Below are 22,726 nucleotides of genomic sequence, written 5' to 3'. Positions count from 1 at the left end.
CTGAGGCTATTTTTCGGTCGAATTTGATTACGGTAAATTGTAGCAAATAAGCGTCAAAATGTCCTTTGTATCTATGCCTATCAGTGATAAATGATCGAACAAAGATGAATAAGTGATTACTATAGACTCATATAAACCCACAATAAAGACTCGCCATTATGTCAAATTCTATCGATAGTAGCGCTACACAACCAGTCTCACCGACTGATTATGCAAAATTTGATCCCAGTACGATTCATCAAAGGCTCAATACGTCATTGAGTCGTCCGCAGCTCAACACCGATGGCAGCATCAGACATTTCTTAGGTGTTGAAGGTCTTAATAAAGCACAGCTCAAAGCTATTATCGCAAAAGCAGAGACATTCTTTGATGATAATGGACAGCTAATCAATCGTCCTGAGTTAGACGGCTATACGGTCATGAATTTGTTCTTCGAACCATCGACTCGTACACGAACGACATTCGAGGTGGCAGAAAAACGCTTGGGTGCCAATGTACTCAATATCGATATCGAACGTTCTAGTACCAAAAAAGGCGAGAGTCTGCGTGATACATTGTGGAATCTACAGGCAATGACCGCGGATATTTTTGTGGTACGCCATTCAGCATCAGGTGCCGCGCATTTTATGGCGACAGAAGTGACGCCTGATATCGCTATCATTAACGGTGGTGATGGCTGGCATGCGCATCCTACTCAAGGAATGCTTGATATGTTGACCATTCACCGTGAAGCTCCGCGCCCATTCGAAAAGCTGTCTATCGCAATCGTTGGTGATATTAAACACTCACGTGTAGCACGCTCTGATATCAGTGCACTGCAAACACTAGGTGTGACAGATATTCGTGTTTGTGCGCCGCGTACTCTACTGCCTAAAGGCATTGAGCGTTTTGGTGTGCAGGTGTACGAAAATATGGATGATTGTGTCACTGATTGTGATGTGATCATGGGATTAAGAATCCAAAATGAGCGTATCGGTTCGCCGCTATTGGCATCATCAAGTGAATATTACAAGCATTATGGGATCACGCCAGAGCGGGTAGCTCTCGCTAAACCTGATGCATTGGTGATGCATCCAGGGCCGATGAATCGTGGTGTTGAGATTGCCTCTAGTGTGGCTGATGGCGCACAATCCGTTATCTTAAAGCAGGTAAATAACGGCATTGCCATTCGTATGGCGGTCTTATCGCTTGCGATGGAAGGTCAGCGTGCTCATCAAGCGGCTGGCAAGTAACAGCCTGCCGCGCGACTTATTCTCATTTATTTCATTTTATTGATACGGTAATAACGTTATGTCTACCATGCTTAATACTGATGCACCCATTCTTGACCATTTACCAAAAGCATTTAAAGATGCATTGCCGCAAACTGCAACAGAAAAACTATCTACACTCGATTCTGACCGTGAGATGTGGTTATTACCACCACTAGTAGATCTATGCGCGCGCCTGCGTGAGCCAGGCCAGCAGCAACATGGTACGCTAAAATCAGAAGGCAGTGCTGCTCGTGGTAATGGCTTTTTGCATGTGGTGACGCCGCCTGATACCAATCCTATTTTAGAAAATGGCTCACTCTTAAAAGGCTTACGTGAGCGCGCCTTGAGTGATGGCGGGATTTATTTGCATATTTTGGGTGCATTGACCACAGGATTAGAGGGCGAACGACCGTCTAATATTGCAGGGCTTAAAAAGGGCGGCTGTATCGCAGTATCCAATGCGCGTAGACCTTTTCGCAATGACTTAGTATTGCTACGCACACTAGAATACGCAGCAACCTTTGGTATGAAAGTATTCTTTTATCCTGATGAGCCAAGTCTGTCTGGAGATGGGGTGGCACATGAGGGCTATATTGCTTCTTATCATGGACTGCAGGGGATTCCTTGGATTGCAGAAACTGTTGCGTTGTCTACGCAGCTACTGATGGTGGAAGAGACTGGAATCGCTGCTCATTTTAGTCAACTATCCTGTAAGTCCTCTATCGAGCTCATGCGCTGGGCAAAAGATAAAGGCTTGCCAGTGACTTGCGACGTTGCAATGCATCAGCTTTACTTAACTGATGATAACCTTGAAGGCTTTAATGCTCAGGCATATGTGTTACCACCGCTACGTAGTAACACTGATCAGCAGGCAATCCGCCGTGGATTAAAGGATGGCACTATCGATGCCATCTGTAGTCATCACGAACCACTGAATAGTACGGCCAAAAAAGCACCATTCGCTGAGAGTACGCCAGGTATCTCAAACTTCGATACGTTTATGGCGTTGGCTTGCCAGCTGGTAAATGATGAGGTACTAACACTCTCGCAACTGGTAGACAAAATCTGCCTAAATCCTGCAAAAATCGCAGGTATTAGTGAGCAGTATGAAGCTATCGGCGGTGCAGTATTGGTCGATCCTAATCTTGAGTGGCAAGTAACCGCGCAATCTATGCTATCGAGTGGTAAAAACACGCCGTTTTTCAATCAGCAGTTGCAAGGACGTGTTGTGGAGACATTCTTTGGCTAATTTGCCCCGACAGGATGACCGTCTGCCGCCATCCTTGAAGGATAAAGGGGTTACTATGAATGGTCAGCAAGAAAAATCGCGCGGTACAGCGAGCGAGTCTATTAAAGCAGTGGCCATTTATGAGGTAGTGAAAGGTGTTGGTGCGTTACTAGGAGCAGGGGCATTATGGTGGTGGCATACCAATCTTGAGCATTGGCTGACGACAGCAACGGTTACTTGGCAGCGCAGCTTCGGCCATATGCTTGCCCCGCAAATAGATAGTGCCGTACGTATTGCTCAGCAAGCAAGCAAAAACTGGCCGATGTTTTTATTATTGATATTCGCTTATGCCAGTTTGCGCTTCCTCGAAGCCTATGGCTTATGGCATGACAAAACATGGGCGTATTGGTTTGGGGTGCTAGGCTACGGGGTATTTATTCCTATAGAAATCTACTATCTGATCGTTAGCCCGTTTGACTGGTTTAAGCTTGGGATACTGGTTTCTAATCTGCTCATCATTGTTGTGGTTTATCGTAATATGAAACGAAAGGGCTTGATATAGCATTTAAATTTAAGTTAAAAAATCCAGCATAAGACAAGTATCTGATGCTGGATTTTTTGTGCCTAATATATTTTTAGCTTATACGTCTACTGTTTTTTCATCCGTACGAATGCTTTTAGCGACTTTACCAACGCTTAGACCTTGTACCAAGATGGAGAAAATCACCACCGCATAAGTGAGTGCCAATAAAATCTCTCGTTCAGCCCCGATCGGTAGCTGTAATACTAACGCGACCGAGATACCACCGCGTAAGCCGCCCCATGTCAGAACTTTCCATGCGCCCGTAGGCAAATCAAGCTGACGATGAAAAGTCTTGGTCGTCATACCTACCACGATAAATCGAGCAATCAGCGCAATCAAAATGGTCAAACCACTAGCAATAAATAAATTGCCTGAATAAGCAATCATCACAACTTCTAGACCGATGAGCACAAATAGAATGGCGTTTAAAATCTCGTCAATCAATTCCCAGAACAAGTCAATATAGTGCCGTGTCTTATCACTCATGGCTAGCTCTCGACCACGATTACCAACCATCAGACCCATCATGACCATGGCGAGTGGCCCTGATAAATGCCAATGACTGGCCAACGCATAGCCACCGATGACGCCCGCTAATGTTAATAGTACTTCTTCTTGATAGCTATCAATGCTCTTGAGCAAGTAGTACAAAATCGCACCAAGTACCAGTCCGAATACAACGCCGCCACCAGCTTCAACCGCCAAAGTATGTGCGACGTAGTTGGCAGTAGGGATATCACCGCTAGATAAAATCCCCAGCAGTAAGACGAAGATAACCACGCCGATACCATCATTGAACAATGACTCGCCAGCGATGACGGTCTCGATGCTCTTTGGAGCACCTGCTGACGACAGGATGCCCATGACGGCAATAGGATCGGTAGGGGAGATAAGCGCCCCAAATAAAAGGCACCAGAGAAATGGCAGGCCGAAACCGAAGAGCGGCAACATAAAGTAAATCGCGGTCGCAATGAGCATCGCCGATATGATTGTACCAAGTCCAGCAAGGATGCCGATAGGTAATTTATAGCGTCTTAAGTCACCAATATTGACGTGTAATGCGCCTGCAAATAGCAACATCGATAGCATACCGTCTAAAAGTACTTCGGTAAAATCAAGCTGCTCCAATAAACTGACTTCGTAATCGATCAGCTGATCAAACCCTAAGAAGCCTAAAAATATCGCACCGATTGACAGTAAGATAGAGATGACCATGACACCGATAGTGGTCGGCAGACCAATAAAGCGGTGATTGATATAAGTTAATGAAGCAGTAATCGACAAAAATATGGCGCTGATTTCTAGAATGGTGAGGCTGGTTGCAGATGCCATAAAAAGTAGGTCTCATATAAATATAAAAGTATCTAAAGCGCAGGGCTTATAGGGACGTTATAAGTGTTGCTAGCTATAGGTGTTGTGCTTATAAGTAAAGTGCTTATAAGGGCTGATATTGCCATTTGTTTAAACAGTTAACTGGTCATGTCATTAACTAGACTGTGTCTGTAATGCTTGACGAATATCCGCTTCAAACTCACTGACATAATTAAAATGCTTGTGCTGCGCATCGTTATCAAGGATAAATTGCTTGGCTTGTTCGCACATAGCGACCAAGTCATCGACCAGCTCCTGATAATTTAAATTCTCTTCTCCGGCGCGCTGAATCAGATGCAATTCATGTAATAGCGTTTGCTGCTGTGCGCTGTTTACCCGTGCATAGTTCAAATTGACCATTGCCTGACACAATGCTTTTAAGACCATTAGGTCAGCAGCTGCATAACGACGTATCTCACCGAGTGATACATTGATAAAGTCGGAAATTTTGGGGATATGAGTGACTAGTGCCAATATGGCCAGTCGCTTCTGTTTGACAGTATTTTCAGAGCTATCGTTAGTGTCTGATTGCGGTATGTGAAAATGATAAGGGCTCGGTGGCTGACGACGCATCATGATACTCAGACAGCTGGTTAAAGACTGGACGCAATTGACCGCAGTCTTTGGATCATTGATACCAGGGGATAACGCGCGTACAGCAATCTCCGTCATTTGACCTAAGCTATAGGCAATGTCGTTAGAGTGCGCCAATCGTTGCTCAAGTCGTAGGCAACCTGCAAGACGTTGCCAAAACAGTCCATCAGGTGCTCTAGGTATTACTGCTAGATGCGGTGTTGCTGTCCTTTGGCGATTATTTGGATGAGATGCAGGTCGCTGATAAAAGTAGCCAATGACGTTTTTGTCAGTGACGTAATTACCGAGGTTGACATGCATTTGTACCACGCCCCCATAGTCTTGTGACAGCGCAATCAATGACTCAAGATAAATCTGCTGTAGATAACCGGAATTTGGTGAATAAATCGGCATAGCAGGCCAGTTTTGGAACTGCTCGATATCATGGTGCTCAGCATCGCGTTGATGTTGGATATCACAACGATCGTTATACCAATAGTAAATGTTTGCAATCGCATCGTTGCTAGCATTTTGAATGACATGTGACGCCTGAATAGCATGCACCATATGCTGTACAAAATAAACCAAGAGCAGCGCACAGATAATCGCCATAATAATGGCAAAAGTCACTGCCAATTGCGGTACACCAAAAGCTACGTCAGACTTATGGATCGACTTTAGTACCAGTAAGCTATAGCTAAATGTACCGATAAAAGCGCCAAGGACAAACTGGTTTGGGGTATCAGTCAAAAAGTTACGTAGCAGTCTTGGGCCAAACTGTGAGGATGCCATCGACAGGACGGCGATCGTAATCGAAAATGTCGTACCGGCCACGCCCAGTACCGCACCAGCGATGGCTGTCATAATCGCGCGCGCCGCCTCGTCATCACCAGTAAAAGCAAAGGAGATCTCTTTTACCGTTTCACGATCAAAATGCTGATCAATCGCGACTAGTAAAGGAGCAAGCAAAATACCCACGATGACACAAGCGGTTGGGATAAACCAGTAGGAGCCAATCAGCCACTGCCACAAATTATTTAAGCGATCAGGCAAGTCGGTCAGCGTTTGTATTGACCACAATTTAGTGAACTGCTTAAGCCTGTTTTGACCTGCATTGATCGCACGTGTCCAGATGCTGTCTCCATCATTTTTATTCACTGTGATGAGCCTTAGGGTTATCTGCTTCTGTAATAATAGCGTTTTTATGCGCACGTTTGGTCATATCTGTTTCAGCATGACTATCACTGGTCCCTAGAGGTATGATGGCTTCGTTGTCGTGATCGTCATATTCAATAGCGCTGTCTTTGTCATAAGCCATCGGTTCTAGGTGCGGTGAGGCTTCAAGATTCGGATCATTACCGTTGTAAGCACTCTGGCTATATCCATCTAGATTATCATGTCGTTGTACGTTTTCAGTGGCGGCAGAGGTTTTTCTAAATAGTTTACGGTCATCGCCATGCTTGCTAGTAGATTGTTTACGAGGTTCACTATTGGCAAAGATAGCATTTAGCGGCAGATGCAGTTGCTGTTTGGCATACGCTTCAGTATTCTCAAAACGTTTTACTAGCAAACTTAGCCAAGGCTTTTGACCTTCCAATTTCATCTCATCCAACTCGTCCTTGATAGGAAGTGGGTAGGGCAAGGTACGATAAAAGTCCCATAACGTCATCCTACTCAGGTCTCTTTTGAGCACATAGTCATCATCATCTGTCATGGTGATAAGATTACTGTCTTGTAGGTAGTTGATATAGGTATACCATTTCGGCAGCTCTTTGCGACCTAAGACATTGCGCAGTGCTTGTTCGCTAACAGCTTCACCTTTTAAGTGGTGGGTATAGACCAAGTTCAACATATCTAGCAAGCTGAGTAACGGGTGACGAGGGTAGACTTCTTCTGTCTCAAAGATGGTCAAGGTATAGCTGATCTCAACGCCTAATAAAATCAAATTCCACGACAGATAAATCCATAGTAGAAAGATAGGCAATGCGGCAAAAGCGCCGTAAATCGCTTCGTAGCTGGTAAAGTTAGCCATCACTGTACCAAACAGGTGCTTCATCAATTCAAAGACAATGGCCACGAACACGCCAGCGATGGCTGCGTTTTTTGCTGGTACGCGCGCCTTTGGAATAAACCAGTACATACCGATAAAGCCTGCCATCGTAATACCAATCGATGCCATTTGTACCCAAAAGCTCCAGTCGATACCGTAGCCTGCAATTTGACGATTGAGAAAGCTCAGACTCTGTACAGTACTTGAAGCGATAAAAGCGGTGCCCAATACTAATGGTCCTAGGGTAACAATAGTCCAATAACGCAGCATGCTTTTGATACCACCAGAGCGATCTTCTACTCGCCAAATCTGGTTAAACGCGCGTTCAATGGTGGTCAAGGTCATGATAGTCGTAAAGAATAAAATCATGGCACCGATGATGGTTAGATTGGATGACTTTTCGGCGAAGCTATTAATATACTCACTAACTTGCATGCTCGATTGCGGTAACAGATTGCTATAGATGACGTCATATATCTGAGCTCTAACCGATGCGAGAGCTGGTACGGATGATAAAATCATCAGTAATACCGTTAATACAGGCACAATCGACAGCATAGTGGTGTATGTCAGCGAAGCTGCCTTTTGCTGGCAATTATCTTCAAAAAAATGCCGAGTCAAAAACCGTAAAAACTGAAACCAGCGCTGCTGTAAAAACGGGAGTTTTTGAGATAATTTTTCCATGTCGACCATTAAGCAAAAGTAAGAGTGACAATAGTGTAACAAAGATGAACGGTTATCATCTGCGGTTTAATTGTGTCAAAATGCACCACGTAGCACATCAGATACAATATAAGTCAGGTTATCAATCATGGTTATTTGCATGACAGTGAATGACTCGGGCATAATGTGCACATATTCTACAATGCCAGTTAGTCATATATTTCACCGCATTTTTGGTGGCTAGTATGCCTAACGATTTTATGAGGAAGCTTTGCTAATGAGTCAGACCGACCCTTATGTTTTGGTGCTTTATTATTCTAATTACGGTACAACTAAGACATTAGCATATGCTATCGCTCAAGGTATTGAAGATGCTGGCATGACCGCGCGTATCCGTACGGTACCGACAGTGGCACCTGAAACCACCTCGAGTAAGCCTGCGATACCTGATGAGGGTGACTTGTACTGTACGATGGATGATCTAAAAGACTGTAGCGGTCTTGCGCTTGGTAGCCCAACGCACTTTGGTAATATGGCCGCACCCATGAAGTATTTTTGGGATAATACCGTGACCTTATGGCTTGCAGGGAACCTACAAAACAAACCAGCCTCAGTATTTACGGCGACAGGTTCCATGCATGGTGGCCAAGAAACGACGTTGTTGACGATGATGTTGCCACTGATGCATCACGGTATGGTCATCGTAGGTGTGCCCTATGCAGAGCCAGCACTGAACCGTACGCATCGCGGCGGTACACCTTATGGTGCTAGCCATGTCAGCGGTGCATCGCATGATCAGCCTATATCTGCTGACGAGCGAGATTTGGGTATTGCGCAGGGTCGCCGTTTAGCGATTACGGCGGCTGCATTAGCACAGGCTAATTGGGGCCGATAAGCAACTGTTATAAACCTGCTGTTTAGAAGCGTCTGAGTCTCAAAGTTTATGATTGAATGGCTATAATCACTTGGTTATAAGCAAGTGGTTATAACAAAGAGCTACTTATTCATCTTCAGCAGTATATTATTCATTTAGGAAATCAAAATATCTAATGGCCACAACCCGCTCTAATACAAAGCCTCTTAAAACGGTTAAGCCTATCGCACCTATTGCACAGCGCTTGAAGGTTACGTGGTTAATTTGGCTCGTTTATAGACTGCTCGGATTGCCTATCTTTATTAGTATTTTTAATCCTAGTAGCCCTGATATCGTTGGCGGTATTGCTTGGCAGGCTTTATGGCTAGTGCCCGCGTTGATTCTGACGCCATGGATATTGCGTGGTCGTTCACCTTATGCATTGTTGATAAGTAGTATGTTTACCTTGGTATATTTGGGTGCGAGTGGCGTGGTGCTGTTTACTCGTATATATGGCAGTAGCGGGGCAGAAATCGCTGTGTACTTAGCGGATTTCTTACTATTGCTTGCTATCAATATTTGGCTATTTATTCTGCTTAAACGCCTGCCTTCGATGAACAATGTTGTGAAGAAACCTCGTCAATAATTAAACTTACCTGAAGCCTAATAAATTATATCCATTAATCTAAAACCATAAAAAAGCGGCGCCCCATCTGGAGCGCCGCTTTTTTGTTTATAACTTTCAAGATAAGTAGATTAATTAATCTTAGTTAATTCTAAATCCATTTTCTTACCATCGTTAATTTGGCTAACTTTAACTGGCATATAGTCCAAGCTTGGGGCTAACCAAAAGCTGGTAGAGCGGCTATCGTCATCGTGGACGCGGTCAACACGTACCGTATCAAAGGTACCCGCTGGTACGGTAATTTTAGTGCTGCCTGACTTTTTAAATGGCGTCTTCTCGATTTTGTCTTTTTTTGCCATGTAGTAATTACCAGAGAACTTACCGTTTAATAAATCCTGACGAATCTGTACCTCAAGGCTCAAATCATCAAAGGCTTGTTGCGACATGTTCATAGTCGTCGACTTGCCCTTATAGTTACTGGTGACTTTTTTGCTGCTTGGGTTAAAGTCTAGTTTATGTGTGCGACCCATGCCAAGTAGTTTGTACGTAGTGCTTGCCTGCGTGGGACTGACATTATTACCATTAAGCGTAAAAGTACTGTTTTGCGAGGCACTAGCCACACCGGCGACGCGAGCCTTGACATTATATTTCCACGTATTACCAGATTTGCTTAGCGTACGAGTTGCTGTGCCTTTGTATTTGTCCTCAACGGTAAAACTATAATCGGCAGTTGATGGTTGGACGGTTTTTGCGCTGGCAAGGGTAGGTGCGGTCATACTCAAAGCTCCAACGGTAGAGATACTGATGCCTGTTACTAAGGCAGATAAAAATTTAGATGGACTGCGTTTTGCGTTATTAGCATTATCAACATTGTCGCTTGATGACTTTTTGTGCATTGATGAAAAACTCATAGATACCCCTTCATTAATTTATTGCCGATATAGCAATTTTTTTCGTTCGTTCTTATTATGTTTACCAGACCTATAATGGTCATACGCTGTTACATTTTCAAGCGTGGTGTCATACCGCTTCGTGTAGTGCTTGTAGCAAATGTTTCTATAGTTGATTTGGTATTGGTCAAAATATAAATTCAGCTCGTCAATATCTTTAGATATTCCTACTTCTTGTCCTTATTTGATTAGCATATTGGCCTTACTAAACGTAAAGCATCGATATGAGATGTTGGTTGATAAATTTTTGTAAAATAATCTTGTAAATTTTTGGGCTTTACACTTGAACCGAACTCACCTTGCCCCCACTTTTTGTTACAAGCTCAAGGCTTATCTATAAAGCGTTGTTTTTGGCAGTGTTCCTTATAGATACTGGTATTGAGACCATTAATTCAAATAAACCCTTAATTTTATTAACCAACTTTTGGAGTCATATCGATGAACATTCGTCCTTTACATGACCGTATTGTCGTCCGCCGCATAGAAGAAGAAACAAAGACAGCTGGTGGTATCTTGCTTCCTGGTTCAGCACAAGAAAAACCTTCACAAGGTGAAGTGCTTGCAGTTGGTAATGGTCAAGTTCGTGACAACGGTGAAACTCGTGCGTTAGATGTAAAAGCTGGCGACAAAGTTTTGTTCGGTCAATATGCTGGTCAAACCGTAAAGGTTGACGGTGAAGAACTATTGATTATGAAAGAGTCTGATGTATTGGGTGTGCTAGAAGGCTAGTCCTTTTGAGTATTATTTTATACTCAGCACATTTTGATAGCAGTTTCTAATAATCGCTTTTGATAAGCAACTATCAAATCAATCAATTGTATTCTCATACTTATAATAGTGGAGTAATTTAACATGGCAAAAGACGTAAAATTCGGCATTGATGCCCGTAAACAAATGATGGACGGCGTAAACGTTCTAGCAAACGCAGTACGTGTAACATTAGGCCCTAAAGGTCGTAACGTTGTTATCGACAAATCATTTGGCGCACCTACCATCACTAAAGATGGTGTATCGGTTGCCAAAGAAATCGAGCTAGAAAACAAATTTGAAAACATGGGTGCACAACTGGTACGTGAAGTAGCTAGTCGCACTAATGATGTCGCTGGTGATGGTACAACCACTGCGACTGTATTGGCTCAGTCAATCCTACAAGAAGGCATGAAGTCAGTTGCTGCCGGCATGAACCCAATGGATCTTAAGCGCGGTATCGACAAAGCGGTACGTGAAGCGGTTAAAGAAATCCATAAACTATCAACGCCAGCTGACGATCACAAAGCAATCGCTCAAGTTGGTTCTATCTCTGCAAACTCAGACACCAAAATCGGTGAGCTGATCTCACAAGCGATGGAAAAAGTAGGCAAGCAAGGCGTTATCACTGTTGAAGAAGGTTCAAGCTTCGAAGATACCCTAGAAGTTGTAGAAGGTATGCAGTTTGACCGTGGTTATATCAGCCCGTACTTCGCTAACAAGCAAGACAGCCTAACTGCTGAATTTGAAAACCCATATATCTTGCTCGTTGACAAAAAAATCAGCAACATCCGTGAGATCGTGCCATTACTTGAGCAAGTAATGCAGCAGAGCAAGCCGTTGCTAATCATCGCTGAAGATGTAGAAAACGAAGCACTAGCAACACTAGTTGTGAACAACATGCGTGGCGGCTTGAAAACTTGTGCTGTTAAAGCACCAGGTTTCGGCGATCGTCGTAAAGCAATGCTAGAAGACATCGCAACACTAACTGGCGGTACTGTAATCTCTGAAGAGATTGGCCTAAGCTTAGAGACTGCTACTCTAGAGCAACTTGGTACTGCTAAGAAAGTGACTGTCGGTAAAGAAAACACCGTTATCGTTGATGGCGCTGGCAACAAAGCTGACATCGAAAACCGTGTTGAGTCTATCAACCGTCAAATCGAAGAGTCTACTTCTGACTATGATAAAGAAAAGCTACAAGAACGTGTTGCTAAACTAGCAGGCGGCGTAGCAGTTATCAAAGTCGGCGCAGCAACTGAAACTGAAATGAAAGAGAAGAAAGACCGTGTTGACGATGCGCTACATGCAACTCGTGCAGCGGTCGAAGAAGGCGTTGTACCTGGTGGCGGTGTTGCCTTAGTTCGTGCGATGAATGCATTGTCTGAACTACGCGGTGATAACGATGATCAAAACGCGGGTATGAACATCCTACGTCGCGCGATGGAAGCACCACTACGTCAAATCGTAACTAACGCTGGCGAAGAAGCTTCAGTTGTGGTTAACGAAGTGAAGAGTGGCAGTGGTAACTACGGTTACAACGCAGCGACTGGCGAATATGGCGATATGCTAGAGATGGGTATCCTTGATCCAGCTAAAGTTGCTCGCTCAGCACTAGAAAATGCCGCATCTGTTGCAGGCCTAATGCTAACGACTGAAGTTATGATCACTGATTTACCGCAAGGTGATGACGGTATGGCTGCTATGGGCGGCGGTGCTGGAATGGGCGGTATGGGTGGAATGGGCGGCATGATGTAAGCTGCACTTACTAAGATAGTCCCATTAGCTTAAAACCATCTATGATGGTTGTAGGTGATGAAGTATAAAAAAGTCCCAACTCATTGAGTCGGGGCTTTTTTATTGTTCTATTATTAATCGATCTAATCTCCAAATAAGTAGAACGATGGTTGAAATTGGTCGAGGAAAAAGCCTATAGTACAGCTACTAAAAAAGCGAACCAATTTTAAGATATTAGAGTTTTATCATGCAAATTGGAATATTTTAATTTTTAGATTTAACTTAAAGAAAGCAATAACTAGAGACTATCAAATGACACAGAAACTTACCTTATCGCGCCTTGAATATCTGTTACTTACCGCCTGTGATGATTTACGTGGAAGCATGGATGCTAGTGAATATAAAGAATATATCTTTGGTATGCTGTTTTTGAAGCGGGCTAGTGATTTGTTTGATCAACGTAGAGTTGAACTCAGAGCAGTATATAAAACGCAAGGCATGTCTGATGAAGACATTGAGATTGAGCTCAATGATCCAGATAATTACGCGGGCAAGTATTTTTTTGTGCCGCCACGCGCGCGTTGGAATGAAGGCTGGATTGAAGAGACAATTCGAAAGGATCGAGAGGGTAATATTCTTTTAGACATAGACGGTCATCCGAAAAAAGTAACCATTCAACATCCTGCCTTAAAGCACGTAAAAGAGAATGTCGGTACTACCTTAAACAAAGCCTTAGAATCGATTGAAGATGCCAATCCTGAAGCGTTACAAGACGTGTTAAAAAGTATTAACTTTAACCGCAAGATCGGTTCACGAACACTAGACGACGATACTCTAGCTGACTTCGTACAGAACTTTGAAGCGATTCCGTTAAAAGACGAAGATTTTGAGTTTCCTGATTTATTAGGAGCTGCCTATGAGTGGCTGATCAAATACTTCGCTGATTCGGCTGGAAAAAAGGCAGGTGAATTCTATACTCCAGCTGAAGTAGTGCGACTTTGTGTGGAGATATGTGATCCTAAAGAAGGCATGAGTGTCTACGATCCGACGGTAGGTTCTGGTGGCATGCTGATTCAAATGCGCGATTACTTGCGTGAAAATGGTGGCAGCGCCGATGAAATAGCTTTGAATGGCCAAGAAAAGATTGGTACTACATGGTCAATCTGTAAGATGAATATGCTGTTACATGGGATTTCTCATGCTGATATTCGTCAAGAGGATACGTTGCGTGAACCACAGCATTTAGGCGAAGACAATGAGCTAAAACGCTTTGATCGGGTGGTTGCCAATCCTCCATTTAGTCAAAACTACATTAAAAAGAACCTTAAGTTTCCTGGTCGTTTTCCTGTGATGTTGCCTGAAAAAGGTAAAAAAGCAGACTTAATGTTTGTTCAGCATATGATAGCTGTTCTAAAGCATGATGGCCGAGTGGCGACGGTTATGCCACATGGCGTATTGTTTAGAGGCGCTGAAGAACGTGAAGCTCGTAAGCACTTTATTAATAATGGTTATTTAGAAGCGGTCATCGGTTTGCCAAGCAATTTGTTCTATGGTACCGGTATTCCCGCCTGTATTTTGGTGATAAACAAAGCAGGTGCTGTAGATCGGGATCATGTGTTATTTATTAATGCAGATCGTGAGTATCGTGAAGGTAAGGCACAGAATCATCTACGCCCTGAAGATATCGATAAGATCATTCACGCTTATCGTTCAGGTGATGACATTCCTGCTTATGCGCGATTAGTACCTCATACAGAAATCGCAGCGGAGGATTATAACTGCAACATTCGTCGTTATGTCGATAACGCACCAGCTCCTGAGCCTCACGATGTGCGCGCACATCTACATGGCGGCGTGCCGATAACTGAGGTAGACAGCTTACAGCACTATTGGTCCAACTATACGCAGCTCCGCGATGATATTTTTATCCCGCGAGATGATGTTTATATTGATCTAGCGCCAGTAATAGCTGACAAACGTGAGATAGCTGATGTCATTACTAGTCATCAGAGTGTCACTGCTAAACACGCTCAGTTTATGGCTCAACTAGAAGTATGGTGGCACGTTAATTTGCCAGTAGTCGAAGCACTAGCTCCTGATCCTGAGAACCAACATGACGTCCAAGGTAATAATGTCTATGTCATGCGTAGTCAGTTATTAGAGAGCATCGAACAAGAATTAGCCAATCAAGATTTATTGACCACATTCCAAGTACGCGGTGCCTTTGCTAAGTATGTCGACGAGTTAAAAGCGGACTTTAAGTCTATCGCTGCTAGTGGTTGGAGCGCTGAGCTGATTCCCGATCAAGAGATTTTGCAAAGCCAATTCCCTGAGGTGCTAGCAGAGTTAGAAACTTCGCAATCTCGACTAGCAGAGCTACAAGCGCTGTTTGTGGCGGCTGATGAGGAGGATTTTGAGGATACCGACGATAGCGGTGTATTGCCTTCAGATGAGGTGAAGCAGAAAAAAGAGGAGCTAAAGGACATCAATGCGCAATGGAAAGCGTATCTAAAGGAGCTAAAAGCGCTGGCGGGTAATATATACAATGAATTAAAAGTCGCTGATTTAATCCCTAAAGGTAGTAAAAAGAGCTACTACAGTAGCGAAGGCATGACCCAAACGGTTCCGGTATTCGCGAATGGTCAGCGGATTCTGGATTTGGCGGCAGAGGTCGGTCATGTCTCAGAGTATGCGCCACTACTGACCGAAGCTATGAATCAAGGTCAGTTTGCTTATGAGCGCAGTCAGCAGATGACAAACAGCCTTGAGCGTCATAAAGCGCTAGAAGATGAGGTACGTGAGATTAGAGCGAGTATCAAAGGTATAGAGTCTAACCGTGATGAGCTGGTCAACAGTGCCAAAGCCAAGATATTAGCGGATGAGGCGCGGATAGTGATTATCGAGCGCTTACGTCGGACCTTGATGAATACCTATCAGGCTTATCTAAAAGCAGATCAACGCGCCTGTGTCAAAGCGATTGAGAACTTATGGTCAAAGTACGCAACGACGGCAAAGACTATCGAGCAAGAGCGAGATGCCGCGTCTGAGCAACTGCAAGCGTTTTTGATGGAGTTGGGTTATGAGTGATTGGAATACATACACCTTATCTCAAGTAGGTTCTATAGTTACAGGCAATACACCGAGTACAAAAAATAATGCATTCTGGATTGGAGAAATTCCTTTTTACTCACCAGCTGATTTCAATGGAAGTGTATATTGTGAAAATACTGAAAGAACTGTTTCTGAAGAAGCTTTAATATACGGAAGGCTTATTCCTAAGAACTCGATAATGGTAACTTGCATTGGTTCTATAGGGAAAATGTCTATTAGTGAAAAGTCAGGTTTAACCAACCAGCAAATTAATTCATTAGTGCCATTTGAAAACTTTGAATTTAAGTACATTTACTACTTAATTTTGAACAATATAGAGAAATTCAAAAATCTAGCACCACAAACAACAATCCCGATATTAAACAAATCTGAGTTTGGGAGGTTTGCTTTTAAATTTCATAAGTTACCAGAACAAAAAAAGATTGCCACAATTTTACAATCTATAGATAAAAACATCGAAAAAACTGAAGCTTTGATTGCCAAGTATCAGCTTATTAAAGCAGGGCTAATGCAGGATTTGTTTACTCGTGGTATTGGAGCTGATGGCAAACTGCGTCCTACTCGTGACCAAGCGCCTGAGCTTTATCAGGAAACTCAGATTGGTTGGATTCCTAAGGAATGGGATGTTATAAACCTAGGTGATATCTCAGATATAGCGTCGGGCATAACGCTTAATTCAAAGTTATCTCCAGATCAAAATATTGTTGTGCCATATTTACGTGTTGCCAATGTACAAGATGGTTATCTAGACTTAACAGAAGTAAAAGAAGTGACAGTGAGTCAAACAGCAATATCTAAATTAATGCTGATTTCTGGTGACGTGCTTATGAATGAAGGTGGCGACTTTGATAAACTTGGTCGAGGAACCGTTTGGCAAGGAGAAATTGACTGCTGCATACATCAAAACCATGTGTTCAGAGTACGTGTTGATAGAGATGTTTTACGACCTTATTTTTTGGCATTTTGGTCTGAATCTAATTTTGGTAAAAAGTATTTTATATTAAGCTCAAAACAATCTACTAATCTTGCCTCTATAAATTCTACTCAGTTAAAAGCTTACCCGATAGGAGTTCCTTCAATCGATGAACAACTAGAAATAGAAACTAGAATAAAAGCAGCTAATAGTAGAATTGATACGCTAAACGCAGAAAACAAAAAGTTGAATAAACAAAAGCAAGGCCTAATGCACGATCTACTGACCGGTAAAAAACGAGTAACAGTTGACGAAGTCGAGGCTGATCATGTCGGAATATAGCGAAGTGGAACAGCCTTTTCTTGAGCAATTGACGGAATTAGGTTGGTTAAGTATCGACCAAGGCGAAGGCATCCCGCGAGACCCTAGCAAGAGTTTGCGTTATAACTTTCGTGAGTGGTTATTGCCTGAGGTCTTTGCTAAAAGCGTAGCCGCTATCAATACCACTGCTGACGGGCAGCCTTGGCTCACGGATAAGCAGTTGCAAGACTTGCAAGATCAGATATTGCGCCAGCCCAATCGCACCTTGCTTGAGGCCAATGAAGCCATTCAAAAGCTATTGTTCAAATCACAAGTCGATGTCAACGAGATAACGGGTGAGCAAGACCCAATCGTTAAGCTCATTGATTTTGCTTATCCAGAGAATAATACCTTTCATGCTATCAATCAGTTTCGTATCGATACTCCAGGCTGTGTGAAGCAGTTTATCGTCCCTGATATTGTGCTATTCGTTAATGGTATTCCGCTAATCGTCATCGAATGTAAAAAGGGTGGACCGACCTGCGCCAATCCTATGGCTGAAGCCTTTGTACAGCTACAACGCTATATGAATAAACGCAAAGCGACAAAGGATCACGGACTTAAAGAAGGCGAACCGCGACTGTTTCACACTTCAATGCTGCTCATTCGTAGCTGCGGTATTGAAGCTGACTATGGCACCATTACCTCAGGGGAGGAGCATTTTTACCCTTGGAAAACCCAATGGCCGCAACCCGATAAAGTCGCCCAAGGTTGGAATCAACAGCAGCAACTGATCAATGGTATGCTCAATAAAACGAACTTACTGGCAATGCTGCGTAACTGTTCGGTGTTTATGGATACCGATGCTGGACCGCGTATCAAAGTCGTCAGTCGTTATCAGCAGTTCCGTGCTGCTAACAAGATTATTGCGCGCCTGCGCGATGGAGAAACGGCTGAAGATAAAAGTGGCGTGGTTTGGCACACTCAGGGCTCAGGTAAGAGTCTGACTATGGTTTTTGTAGCGCGCATGCTCAGAGCTTCGCGTGATTTAAACGATTACAAAATACTTTTAATCAATGATCGTGTCGACCTTGAAGATCAGCTTGCCGTCACAGCGACCATCATCGGTGGTCGAGTAAACACTATAGAAAACAACAAAGCATTGCGAGAACAATTAGCGACGGACAGCTCCGATATCAATATGGTGATGGTACATAAGTTTCAGTTACGTGATACCGCAATGCCTAACTGTGTATCAGAGGCGCTAAGCACCTATCAAGCGATCCCGACCAGTCAAACCTTTGGCGTCGTCAATGACTCATCACGTATTTTATTGATGATAGATGAGGCTCATCGTACCCAAGGCTCAGATCTAGGCGACAATGTATTTGAAGCATTTCCCAATGCGGCTCGTATTGCCTTTACTGGAACGCCGCTAATCACAGACCGACATGGTGCCAAAAAAACTCATAAGCGTTTTGGTAGTTACATAGATCAATACAAACTCATGGATGCTGTCAGAGATGGCACTACATTACAGATACTCTATGAAGGTCGAACTTCTGATGATGCGCTCAACGATAAGCATGGGTTTGAGACTAGCTTTGAGAACCTATTCAAAGACCGTACTGACGAGGAGCTGCTCGCCATTAAGAAGAAATATGGCGCAACAGGCGATATACTAGAGGCTGAAAATCGTATCAATGCCATTGCTAAAGACATGGTGAAACATTATCTTGAGCATATTTACCCTAACCAATTCAAAGCGCAGGTCGTCTGTTCCTCAAAGCTTGCCGCCGTGCGTTATCAAGAGGCTATTCATGCCGCACTCAAAGCCCATGTAGAAATGTTGAAAGCGAAAGAGGAGCCCGATTTTGAGCAGGTTAAACGAGTTGAGTTTTTAAAAGCAGCAGTAGTTATTTCAGGTGATGGTACCAATGAAGCCTCTTATATCACCAAAGCGCGCAAACAAGCGCGCGTAATGAATGCCGTTGAAAACTTCTGTAAACCATTTGATATGGAAGATCCTGATAAAGCCAATTCAGGTATTGCCTTCTTGATTGTCTGTGACATGCTACTGACTGGATTTGATGCCCCGATTGAGCAAGTCATGTATATCGATAAAAAGCTTAGAGAGCATACTTTATTACAGGCTATCGCTCGTACTAACCGCGTGAAAAAAGGGAAAAGTAGAGGTTATATTGTTGACTATATTGGTCTGACAGAAAATCTAACAGATGCCTTAACTTTGTATGCAGCAGCTGGCGAGGAACAAGAACTGACTAATGGCTTAAAAAGTATTACCTCTGAGATGCCTATATTAGAAGAGCGTTATCTACGACTTTTACAGTTGTTTGAGCAGTATAAAGTAAAAAGAATTCGTGAGTTTATTGAAGGTGAGTTACCAGATGTACAAACAGATGCTGCAGTAGTACATGAGGCAGTCAAATTATTAAAAGACGAAAAAATTCGTGCTGACTTTGAAGTGTATTTAAAGAAGTTTTTGCTGAGCTTAGATATTATTTTGCCTCATAAATCGGCTCATAAATACCGCGTACCTGCCAAGCGTTTAGGGTATATATTGAATGTCACCAAGGAGCGCTATAAAGATACTAGTCTAAGCTTGGGTGATGCTGGTGCCAAAGTAAAAGATTTGATTAACGAGCATCTAGTGAATCTAGGTATCAACCCCAAAGTGGCTCCTGTTGAGTTATTTGCAGATGATTTTATTGAAAAGCTTAACAAAAATGCAGGTGATAATGCTGAAGCTAAAGCCAGTGAGATGGAGCATGCTATTCGTAAGCATTGCACCGTGCACCACGATGAAGATCCTAGTTTTTATAAAAGCTTATCTGAAAAGGTCGAGCGCTTAATTGATCAATATCAAGAGCATTGGGAAAAGCTCGCTGAAGAGCTTGAAAAACTGCGTACAGAAACAATACAGGGGCGCAAGCAAGGCGAAGAGGGTATGAGTCGAGAGGCGACTACTTTTTATGAGCATGTTGCCAATCAAGCTTTTATAGATGGTGAGGTCCCCAATGATGACAAGGCTAAAATGAGAGTAGTGATGGAAGCTATTGTGGAAACCTTACAATCGAGTGTCGGTAGTATCGATTATTGGAATAATCCCAATAAACAAAAAAAAACTCGTAGCAAAATCAAAACGGCATTAACACTAACGGGTATCCAAGAACTAAAAGAAAACCGAGAACGCCTTACCATCGAAATCATGAAGCTGGCTAAAAATAGACATGATTCTTTAGTCAATAGTATCAAGGAGGAGATGAATAGTGAATGCTAGAAGAGTCCGAGATATAGATTATCAGTTACTACCTGGAGCAGATAGAAAAACCACAGATATCGTGATTGAGCGCAATGGCATTATTGTGGTTCGTCCTCCGCTCAATTATAGCCCTGAGCAAGTCGATGCGATTGTCGAAAGCAAACGCCTATGGATTTATCGCAACCTTGCAGAATGGCGTGATCTAAATGCGACATCTGTTATTCGTGAATGGGTTAATGGTGAGACATTTTTATACTTGGGTCGCTCTTACCGTTTATCACTAGTAAATCAGCAAACTGAGTCATTAAAGCTTAAAGAAGGTCGTTTTTGCTTAAATCGAAAAATAATCGATGGAGGCGGAGCAGATGCCGCCAAAAAAGCATTCGAAGCTTATTATGTAGAGAAAGGCTTACAGCGTATATCCGAGCGAGTAAATTACTATGCTCCTAAGACTGGCGTACAAGCCTCTTCAGTCAAAGTAAGAGACATGGGTTTTCGTTGGGCCAGTTGTAGTGTCTCAGGTGCACTTAACTTTCATTGGAAGTGCATGATGGCACCAGCAAAAATTATCGACTACATAATCGTCCATGAGCTATGCCACATGCACTGTCGTAACCACTCGGAAGCATTTTGGAATGAAGTTGATAAAGTAATGCCAGATTACCAAGAGCGTAAAGAGTGGTTAAGAAAGAATGGTGCAGGACTGACATTATAATAATTTAAAGCCTTCCATAAGTATTCAGTTTAATAACATAAAGCTGAATACTTCTTTATTTATAAATTCATTTGTAAATAATAAAAACTACCTATTGATCCGCCGCATCCCGTCTAAACGTCCAAGTCTTATCATCAGACACTTCTTTATCATAGCAAGATTCTATCAAGTTCAAATGAACTTATTATGGGTCTTGCTACTCACGAATGATCGAGCGAGACATTGTACTGCTAGTCGGTATAAAAAAATCTCACACAAAAATAGGTAGAGTCGTCTTATTGATTACCTTTCTCACCGATAAATGAGTGTGTATGTCTTTTACGCTAGCAAGCTTGTGCAGCTTACGTGTGAACCGCTCATAACCATCGAGATTGGGGCTCACCACTTCTAACAAATAATCATAAGAACCCGATACCACATGTCCATTAATCACTTCGTCCATGTTGGACAGAGCGCGTTCGAAGGCTGCAATAGATTCTTCTTGGTGGCTGTTGAGACTGACTTCCACAAAGAAACTCATCGCAATACCCGCTTTGGCTTTGTTGACGTTCGCTTGATAGTTTTCTATATAACCTTCGTCCTCCAAACGCTTTAGGCGTCGCGCGCAAGGAGACGGCGACAGCCCTATACGTTCGGACAGTTCCGCCGTAGATAAGCGCGCTTCTTTCTGGAGCACTTCCAAGATATGGCGATCGATTTTGTCCATAATTTACCTTTTGGCTTCTTAAGCCAATAATTTTGATTTAATTAGCATTATCCACCAAATATTTGCAAAATTGCAATGAATAAATAGAGATAAAAGCGCGTATTTTAATTGATAATTGGTCTTTGTATACCAGCATAAGACACGACTATGAATACGATATTCCACCCCTCATCGCGCAAAAATCCTTTGTTTGTAATGTCGCCACTAACCAAAGGCTATGTGGCGATGAGCGTTGTCTTATTGATTTGGTCAGGCTTTGCGTTGACTGTGCGAGCGGTTGGAGCATCGTCGCTAAGTATTGCGGATGTCATGCTCATTCGCTTCAGTGTACCGCTGGTCTTATTGACTCCTTGGGTACTCTCTAGTTGGCATGAAGTCAAAAACATAAGACTGCCAGATATCATGTTTGTTTTACTTGGTGGCGTGCCTTTTCTTTTATTGGCTGCTTTTGGCGCAAGTACGGTACCAGCAGCTTATGTTGGTACTATTTTGACAGGCACGCCAGTTTTCTTTGCCGCAATATTGTCTTTTGTTTTTTATCGTCAACGAATATCATTAAGAAAATTTGTCGCATTAATCCTTATTCTCTTTGGTGTCGCTACGATGATTGGCGGGCACACGCAGTCAATACCTAATAGTCTTCTGTACGGTGTGGGGTTATTGTTGATGGCAAGCCTGATTTGGGCGGGTTATACCTTAGGGTTAAAAAGCACCAAATTGAGTCCAATAGCTATCGCTATCGTACTCTCATATACCTCGTTTTTTCTGACATTGATGATGGTTCTTTCTGGAGTTGTAGAGACCAATATAGGTTCTGTATCTTTTGATGAAGCGCTTCCATTTATCCTAGTACAAGGACTTGGTGTAGGGGTGGTATCAACCATTGCGTTTTCTTATGCAGTCAAACAACTGGGCTCCATTCGTACCTTATTACTTGGATCTTTATCCCCAGGATTAACCGCTATACTGGCTACGCTGATACTCAATGAGTCTCTATCAGTTATTATGATATGCGGCATCGTACTAAGTACCATTGGTGTCATTTTGTCCAATCGAGCGAAATAAACT

The 22,726-nt window shown here is 42.9% G+C and carries 17 protein-coding genes; 12 read left to right on the top strand and 5 right to left on the bottom strand.

Annotation, left to right across the window (positions count from 1 at the left end; translation table 11 throughout):
* Nucleotides 1-158 precede the first annotated feature (158 nt).
* Genes B2863_RS03780 through B2863_RS03770 form a run of 3 tightly spaced genes read left to right on the top strand, consistent with a single transcriptional unit; the run spans nucleotide 159 to nucleotide 3,043 of the window.
* Entirely contained in the window at nucleotides 159-1,232 is a 1,074-nt protein-coding gene (locus tag B2863_RS03780; RefSeq protein WP_296207622.1) for an aspartate carbamoyltransferase catalytic subunit, read from the top strand.
* 58 nt (nucleotides 1,233-1,290) lie between these two features.
* Nucleotides 1,291-2,502, top strand: coding sequence for a dihydroorotase (locus B2863_RS03775; protein ID WP_179799546.1), 1,212 nt, complete (start codon nucleotides 1,291-1,293; stop codon nucleotides 2,500-2,502).
* 55 nt (nucleotides 2,503-2,557) lie between these two features.
* A complete protein-coding gene (locus tag B2863_RS03770) occupies nucleotides 2,558-3,043 on the top strand; it encodes a DUF2127 domain-containing protein (protein ID WP_414706879.1) in 486 nt (161 codons plus the stop codon).
* A 78-nt stretch (nucleotides 3,044-3,121) separates the two neighbouring features.
* Here the strand turns inward: B2863_RS03770 and B2863_RS03765 are convergent, their stop codons facing one another.
* The 3 genes from B2863_RS03765 to B2863_RS03755 all read right to left on the bottom strand — a co-directional run bounded on the left by B2863_RS03765 (nucleotide 3,122) and on the right by B2863_RS03755 (nucleotide 7,742).
* Nucleotides 3,122-4,396 carry a cation:proton antiporter gene (locus tag B2863_RS03765; RefSeq protein WP_160022600.1) on the bottom strand — a complete coding sequence of 425 codons (1,275 nt, stop codon included), beginning with the start codon at nucleotides 4,394-4,396 and terminating at the stop codon, nucleotides 3,122-3,124.
* Nucleotides 4,397-4,549: 153 nt separating this feature from the next.
* The gene (locus B2863_RS03760) at nucleotides 4,550-6,166 is read right to left on the bottom strand and encodes a DUF2254 domain-containing protein (protein ID WP_296207616.1); all 1,617 of its coding nucleotides are present in this window, start codon (nucleotides 6,164-6,166) and stop codon (nucleotides 4,550-4,552) included.
* Nucleotides 6,159-7,742 (bottom strand): YihY/virulence factor BrkB family protein, encoded by a 1,584-nt coding sequence (locus B2863_RS03755; RefSeq protein ID WP_296207614.1) that lies wholly within the window; start codon nucleotides 7,740-7,742, stop codon nucleotides 6,159-6,161. The genes B2863_RS03760 and B2863_RS03755 overlap by 8 nt, the downstream gene beginning before the upstream one ends.
* Before the next feature lie 256 nt (nucleotides 7,743-7,998).
* On the opposite strand from B2863_RS03755, the gene wrbA reads away from it, so the two are divergent.
* Nucleotides 7,999-8,616 (top strand): NAD(P)H:quinone oxidoreductase, encoded by a 618-nt coding sequence (gene wrbA / locus B2863_RS03750; protein WP_057758854.1) that lies wholly within the window; start codon nucleotides 7,999-8,001, stop codon nucleotides 8,614-8,616.
* A gap of 154 nt (nucleotides 8,617-8,770) precedes the next feature.
* Nucleotides 8,771-9,220 carry a hypothetical protein gene (locus B2863_RS03745; protein ID WP_296207612.1) on the top strand — a complete coding sequence of 150 codons (450 nt, stop codon included), beginning with the start codon at nucleotides 8,771-8,773 and terminating at the stop codon, nucleotides 9,218-9,220.
* A 110-nt stretch (nucleotides 9,221-9,330) separates the two neighbouring features.
* Here B2863_RS03745 and B2863_RS03740 read toward each other — a convergent pair whose 3' ends face one another.
* Entirely contained in the window at nucleotides 9,331-10,110 is a 780-nt protein-coding gene (locus B2863_RS03740; protein WP_296207610.1) for a DUF3108 domain-containing protein, read from the bottom strand.
* Nucleotides 10,111-10,587: 477 nt separating this feature from the next.
* Here B2863_RS03740 and groES point away from each other — a divergent pair, with 477 nt between their 5' ends.
* The 6 genes from groES to B2863_RS03710 all read left to right on the top strand — a co-directional run bounded on the left by groES (nucleotide 10,588) and on the right by B2863_RS03710 (nucleotide 20,952).
* A complete protein-coding gene (gene groES / locus B2863_RS03735; RefSeq protein WP_057758860.1) occupies nucleotides 10,588-10,878 on the top strand; it encodes a co-chaperone GroES in 291 nt (96 codons plus the stop codon).
* 123 nt (nucleotides 10,879-11,001) lie between these two features.
* Entirely contained in the window at nucleotides 11,002-12,651 is a 1,650-nt protein-coding gene (gene groL / locus B2863_RS03730) for a chaperonin GroEL (RefSeq protein WP_101204842.1), read from the top strand.
* Between the two features lie 291 nt (nucleotides 12,652-12,942).
* A complete protein-coding gene (locus tag B2863_RS03725) occupies nucleotides 12,943-15,717 on the top strand; it encodes a type I restriction-modification system subunit M (protein WP_296207608.1) in 2,775 nt (924 codons plus the stop codon).
* Complete coding sequence (locus tag B2863_RS03720; protein WP_296207606.1) at nucleotides 15,710-16,996, top strand: restriction endonuclease subunit S; 1,287 nt, start codon at nucleotides 15,710-15,712, stop codon at nucleotides 16,994-16,996. Before B2863_RS03725 ends, B2863_RS03720 begins: the two co-directional genes overlap by 8 nt.
* Nucleotides 16,983-20,255 (top strand): type I restriction endonuclease subunit R, encoded by a 3,273-nt coding sequence (locus B2863_RS03715; RefSeq protein WP_296207604.1) that lies wholly within the window; start codon nucleotides 16,983-16,985, stop codon nucleotides 20,253-20,255. The genes B2863_RS03720 and B2863_RS03715 overlap by 14 nt, the downstream gene beginning before the upstream one ends.
* Nucleotides 20,245-20,952 (top strand): M48 family metallopeptidase, encoded by a 708-nt coding sequence (locus B2863_RS03710; RefSeq protein ID WP_296207602.1) that lies wholly within the window; start codon nucleotides 20,245-20,247, stop codon nucleotides 20,950-20,952. Before B2863_RS03715 ends, B2863_RS03710 begins: the two co-directional genes overlap by 11 nt.
* 250 nt (nucleotides 20,953-21,202) lie before the next feature.
* On the opposite strand, the gene B2863_RS03705 is transcribed toward B2863_RS03710, so the two are convergent.
* Nucleotides 21,203-21,658, bottom strand: a complete 456-nt coding sequence (locus B2863_RS03705; RefSeq protein WP_057758867.1) for an Lrp/AsnC family transcriptional regulator — start codon at nucleotides 21,656-21,658, stop codon at nucleotides 21,203-21,205.
* A 147-nt stretch (nucleotides 21,659-21,805) separates the two neighbouring features.
* Between B2863_RS03705 and B2863_RS03700 the strand changes: the two genes are divergently transcribed.
* The gene (locus B2863_RS03700) at nucleotides 21,806-22,723 is read left to right on the top strand and encodes a DMT family transporter (RefSeq protein ID WP_296207598.1); all 918 of its coding nucleotides are present in this window, start codon (nucleotides 21,806-21,808) and stop codon (nucleotides 22,721-22,723) included.
* Nucleotides 22,724-22,726 lie beyond the last annotated feature (3 nt).

The sequence above is a fragment of the Psychrobacter sp. UBA3480 genome (assembly GCF_002377945.1).
GTDB lineage: Bacteria > Pseudomonadota > Gammaproteobacteria > Pseudomonadales > Moraxellaceae > Psychrobacter.
The sequence above is the reverse complement of the archived record's forward strand: the minus strand, read 5'-3'. Positions and strand labels throughout refer to the sequence as shown.

Bases quoted from the DNA above. Each gene is read 5' to 3' on its own strand.
- groES (WP_057758860.1), top strand. From the start codon at position 10,588: ATGAACATTCGTCCTTTACATGACCGTATTGTCGTCCGCCGCATAGAA.
- B2863_RS03765 (WP_160022600.1), bottom strand. From the start codon at position 4,396: ATGGCATCTGCAACCAGCCTCACCATTCTAGAAATCAGCGCCATATTT.
- B2863_RS03745 (WP_296207612.1), top strand. From the start codon at position 8,771: ATGGCCACAACCCGCTCTAATACAAAGCCTCTTAAAACGGTTAAGCCT.
- B2863_RS03755 (WP_296207614.1), bottom strand. From the start codon at position 7,742: ATGGAAAAATTATCTCAAAAACTCCCGTTTTTACAGCAGCGCTGGTTT.
- B2863_RS03705 (WP_057758867.1), bottom strand. From the start codon at position 21,658: ATGGACAAAATCGATCGCCATATCTTGGAAGTGCTCCAGAAAGAAGCG.
- wrbA (WP_057758854.1), top strand. From the start codon at position 7,999: ATGAGTCAGACCGACCCTTATGTTTTGGTGCTTTATTATTCTAATTAC.
- B2863_RS03780 (WP_296207622.1), top strand. From the start codon at position 159: ATGTCAAATTCTATCGATAGTAGCGCTACACAACCAGTCTCACCGACT.
- B2863_RS03715 (WP_296207604.1), top strand. From the start codon at position 16,983: ATGTCGGAATATAGCGAAGTGGAACAGCCTTTTCTTGAGCAATTGACG.
- B2863_RS03770 (WP_414706879.1), top strand. From the start codon at position 2,558: ATGAATGGTCAGCAAGAAAAATCGCGCGGTACAGCGAGCGAGTCTATT.
- groL (WP_101204842.1), top strand. From the start codon at position 11,002: ATGGCAAAAGACGTAAAATTCGGCATTGATGCCCGTAAACAAATGATG.
- B2863_RS03720 (WP_296207606.1), top strand. From the start codon at position 15,710: ATGAGTGATTGGAATACATACACCTTATCTCAAGTAGGTTCTATAGTT.
- B2863_RS03725 (WP_296207608.1), top strand. From the start codon at position 12,943: ATGACACAGAAACTTACCTTATCGCGCCTTGAATATCTGTTACTTACC.
- B2863_RS03740 (WP_296207610.1), bottom strand. From the start codon at position 10,110: ATGAGTTTTTCATCAATGCACAAAAAGTCATCAAGCGACAATGTTGAT.
- B2863_RS03700 (WP_296207598.1), top strand. From the start codon at position 21,806: ATGAATACGATATTCCACCCCTCATCGCGCAAAAATCCTTTGTTTGTA.
- B2863_RS03775 (WP_179799546.1), top strand. From the start codon at position 1,291: ATGTCTACCATGCTTAATACTGATGCACCCATTCTTGACCATTTACCA.